This window comes from Lentimicrobium saccharophilum (assembly GCF_001192835.1).
GTDB lineage: Bacteria > Bacteroidota > Bacteroidia > Bacteroidales > Lentimicrobiaceae > Lentimicrobium > Lentimicrobium saccharophilum.
The window spans coordinates 1377243-1382011 of the sequence record NZ_DF968183.1 but is presented as its reverse complement, the minus strand read 5'-3'; the positions used below and the strand labels follow the sequence as shown (position 1 = coordinate 1382011).

The 4769-nt window shown below is 53.2% G+C and carries 2 protein-coding genes and 1 pseudogene; all 3 read left to right on the top strand.

Annotated features, from left to right (window positions below):
• Nucleotides 1–891: pseudogene (locus TBC1_RS18050) on the top strand (hypothetical protein); the annotation flags it as partial.
• A gap of 11 nt (nt 892–902) precedes the next feature.
• Entirely contained in the window at nt 903–1307 is a 405-nt protein-coding gene (locus TBC1_RS17340) for a hypothetical protein (RefSeq protein WP_137305858.1), read from the top strand.
• 34 nt (nt 1308–1341) lie between these two features.
• Nucleotides 1342–4769 (top strand): hypothetical protein (locus TBC1_RS17335; protein ID WP_137305856.1); only part of this gene is annotated, 3428 nt, incomplete at its 3' end.

Genomic DNA, 4769 nt, shown 5'->3' with positions numbered 1-4769 from the left:
ACTCTAACCGGTGGTTGCGGTACAGTGTCTACAACTGGCACGATTACGGTTACTCAGGAAAATACCATAGCTCTGAGTTCAGCTGCCGGAACAGATGCACAAACAGTCTGTATCAACACTCCGATTATTGATATTACCTATGCCACAACTGGTGCAACTGGCGCAACTATCACCGGACTGCCAACAGGTGTAACCGGATTATGGTCAGGTGACGTTGTAACAATTACTGGTACACCTTCTGAAAGTGGTCTGTTTACATACACAATCACACTAACCGGAGGTTGCGGCACAGTGTCTACAACTGGCACGATTACGGTTACTCAGGAAAATACCATAGCTCTGAGTTCAGCTGCCGGAACAGATGCACAAACAGTCTGTATCAACACTCCGATTATTGATATTACCTATGCCACAACTGGTGCAACTGGCGCGACTATCACCGGGCTGCCAACAGGTGTAACCGGATCATGGTCAGGTGATGTTGTAACTATTACTGGTACACCATCTGAAAGTGGTCTATTCACATATACAATCACTCTAACCGGTGGTTGCGGTACAGTGTCTACAACTGGCACGATTACGGTTACTCAGGAAAATACCATAGCTCTGAGTTCAGCTGCCGGAACAGATGCACAAACAGTCTGTATCAACACTCCGATTATTGATATTACCTATGCCACAACTGGTGCAACTGGCGCAACTATCACCGGACTGCCAACAGGTGTAACCGGATCATGGTCAGGTGACGTTGTAACAATTACTGGTACACCATCTGAAAGTGGTCTGTTTACATACACAATCACACTAACCGGAGGTTGCGGCACAGTTTCAACAACAGGTACTATTAACGTAAATCCCCTTCCAACAACCTCACCCATCTGGCACAACTAACCATTATACCTATGCACCCACTCGCACGCTCCAAAATCAACGCGGCCTTACGATGGCCCACGGCTTACCCCCCGGGTAAGCCGGAAGGAAGGGTGTGCCCTGTGGCTGGCATAGGAGGCTGGTTGGCGGCTATCGACGCTACGGACGGAACAAAAACGGAAAGGGTGATCAGGCAGCCTGTTTCGGGTGGGGAGGGATGGCCTTGCAGGCTGAACTCCCCGGCAACCCCTTCGGCTCAATGTTCCGGCAAGGTGAACACCACCGCCGCAGATGCTGTTTTATCATGGCCGGGAGTGATCCGGGCCGGGAATGTGAGAATTTGTGAACAATTTGATAATAAACGTTTTACGCGTATTCTGAGAAGAGTTATGGTTGTGCCTGTCAAAATAAAAGCATGCACACCTGTGTCCGGATGAATCCGGAACCGCGTGAAAGTATTAACTTTAATGAATGAACCGTATGTTTAAGGTACTCAAACATATATTGCTGATTGTCACGGTGTTGGCCGGAGCGTTCCATGCTTCCGGACAGATTGCCATGCCCGATCAGGTATGTGTGGGGGCCACTAAAAACTACTGGGTGGACGAGACCCCGGGCTCAACTTACAACTGGGCCATCGACGGGAATGTACAGCCTGTCACTGGTCACCTGCTGACGGTGACCTGGGATACACCCGGTAATTACACCATTACGGTTCAGGAGACCTCGGCCGACGGCTGCCTGGGCGAAGTGCGGACCGGGGAGGTGATCGTTTCGGATAACCTTCCGGTCAGCGTGCAGCTGAGTGTCAGTCAGAATCCGGTGTGCATAGGCAATGATGTCATCTTTACGGCCACGCCGGTCAACGGCGGAACCAACCCCGTGTTTTCATGGTTTGTTAACGGGGTTCAGGTGCTGGTCGGAAGTCAGGATACCTATACCTATGCACCCGGCAACGGCGACGAAGTATTTGTGGAACTGCTGTCAGACGAAGCCTGTGCCACGGGCAATCCTGCAATTTCAGAGACTATGCTGATGCAGGTCGATCCCTTGCTGCCGGTTACCGTTTCCATTGATGCCCTGCCTTCTTTTATCTGTGAAGGCACAGAAATTACCCTTACAGCTTCGCCGGTCAACGGCGGAACCAACCCCGTATTTTCATGGTTTGTTGACGCGGGTTCGGGTTTCGTCGGGGTGCAGACGGGTCCGGATAATTTCTACACTTTCACGCCGGCGGGCGGAGAGCAGGTCTATGTTGAGCTTTTATCGGATGTTAACTGCGGCAGCGGGAACCCGGCGGCTTCTGAAGTGATTCAGGTCACCGTTTCCCCGCTGTTGCAGGCATCTGTGAGTATTGTAGTTGACAATGATGATATTTGCGCCGGAACCGAAGCCAGCTTTACCGCAACCCCGGTCAATGGCGGAACAAACCCGGTGTTTGCCTGGTACGTAAATACCGTGCCTGTGCCCGGAGAAACATCTGCCACTTATAGTTATACGCCTGCAAACGGAGATGTTGTGGAAGCAACGCTGGTTTCAGATGAGCCCTGCGTTTCTCCGGGTCCTGTGACTTCAAACGTCATCAATATGACAGTCAATCAACTGGCATTGGTATCGGTTGGTATATCTGCGGATGCAAATCCGGTTTGTCAGGGGGGTGAAGTAACCTTTACCGCCACTTATTCAAATGGAGGCCCGAATCCGGAGTTTGTCTGGTTTGTGAATGGAATTATGGCAGGACTGAATCAGGATACCTATACCTATGTCCCTGCGAATGGTGATGAAGTTCAGGTAGTGTTGCTTTCGGACGATGAATGTGTAACGGGCAATCCTGCCACATCCAACCTGATCACCATGGAGGTAAGCGATCAGCTTGAAGTTGCCGTCGCTATTACTGCCGGTACTGTGAACTTATGTGCAGGCGAAACGGTCATTATTGCGGCTACCCCTGACAATGGTGGCACCGCGCCGGTGTATGCATGGTATGTAAATACGGTTTTGGATGCCGGCCAGACCGGAGATACCTATATCTACGTTCCATCCGATGGAGACGTGGTTTATGCCGAACTTACCAGCAGCGAAACCTGTACCACGAATAATCCGGCCGCTTCCAATGCCCTTACCTTTACGGTGAATGAAATTCCGACCCTGTCCGCCACCGGCATAGATCCGCTGAACTGCGGGGAGGAGGGAAGCATTGAGTTTACCTTTACCAATGTTCCCGATGGAACCTATGATATTGTATACACCACTGGCACCTTTACCGGAGTGAATGTGGTTGCGGGCACTGCGGTGGTCACCGCTCCCGCGGGAATTTACGAAGACCTGAGCATTACGGTGGGCCTCTGCGCTTCCGCCGAAGATGTGGATATCACCCTGACCGCCCCGGATGCACCCACCCTGGCTGCTATCGGCATTGATCCGCTGAACTGCGGAGAAGACGGAAGCATTGAATTTACCTTCACCAATGTTCCGGACGGCACTTATGATATTGTTTACGCTACCGGCACCTTTACCGGGGTAACCATTACCGGAAATTCCGCCACAGTGACTGCCCCGGCAGGATTGTACGAAGACCTGACAATAACGGTGGGCCTCTGCGCTTCCGCCGAAGATGTGGACATCACCCTGACCGCCCCGGATGCACCCACCCTGTCCGCTATCGGCACCGATCCGCTGAACTGCGGCGAAGACGGAAGCATTGAATTTGCCTTCACCAATGTTCCTGATGGCACGTATGATATTGTTTACGCTTCCGGTACCTTTACAGGAGTAAATGTGGCTGCGGGCGCCGCGGTGGTTACTGCTCCCGCGGGAATTTATGAAGACCTGAGCATTACGGTAGGTCTCTGTACATCAACTGAAGATGTGGACATCACCCTGACCGCCCCGGATGCGCCCACCCTGGCCGCTGTGGGCATTGATCCGCTTAACTGCGGAGAAGACGGAAGCATTGAATTTACCTTCACCAATGTTCCGGACGGAACCTATGATATTGTATACGCTACCGGAACATTTACCGGGGTGACTGTGGCTGCGGGCACTGCGGTGGTCACCGCTCCCGCGGGAATTTATGATGACCTGAGCATTACGGTGGGTCTCTGCACTTCCGTGGATGATGTGGATGTAACCATTACAGCTCCTGTTGGCGCTACCATCACTGATGTGGCCTTTACTGACGCCAACTGCGGCAACAACGACGGAACCATTACCATCACGGCCACCGGCGGCACCGCTCCCCTGGAGTACAGCATCGACGGCGGATTGAGCTGGTCTGCATTGAATGTCTTTACCGGCCTGACTCCGGGCACCTACAACATTGTGGTGCGCGATGCCGCCCTTTGCGAGACCTTCTGGCCGGATGAAGTGATCATCAACAATACCGGCGGTGCGGAGATCACGGATGTCATTTCCACCGACGCCAACTGCGGCAGCAACGACGGAACCATCACCATTACAGCCACCGGCGGCACGACTCCCCTGGAATACAGCATCGACGGCGGCTTGAGCTGGTCGGCAGTGAATGTCTTTACCGGACTGCTTCCGGGCACCTACAGCATTGTGGTGCGCGATGCCGCCCTTTGCGCGACCCTCTGGCCGGATGAGGTGATCATCAACAATACCGGCGGCGCGGAGATCACGGAAGTGATTGCCACCAACGCCAACTGCGGCAACAACGACGGAACCATCACCATTACAGCCACCGGCGGCACGGCTCCCCTGGAATACAGCATCGACGGCGGTTTGAGCTGGTCTTCAGTGAATGTCTTTACCGGACTGCTTCCGGGTACCTACAGTATTGTGGTGCGCGATGCCGCCCTTTGCGCGACGATATGGCCGGATGAGGTGATTATCAACAATACCGGCGGGGCCGAGATCACGGATGTAGTCGCCACCGA

Bases quoted from the DNA above. Each gene is read 5' to 3' on its own strand.
- TBC1_RS17340 (WP_137305858.1), top strand. From the start codon at position 903: ATGCACCCACTCGCACGCTCCAAAATCAACGCGGCCTTACGATGGCCC.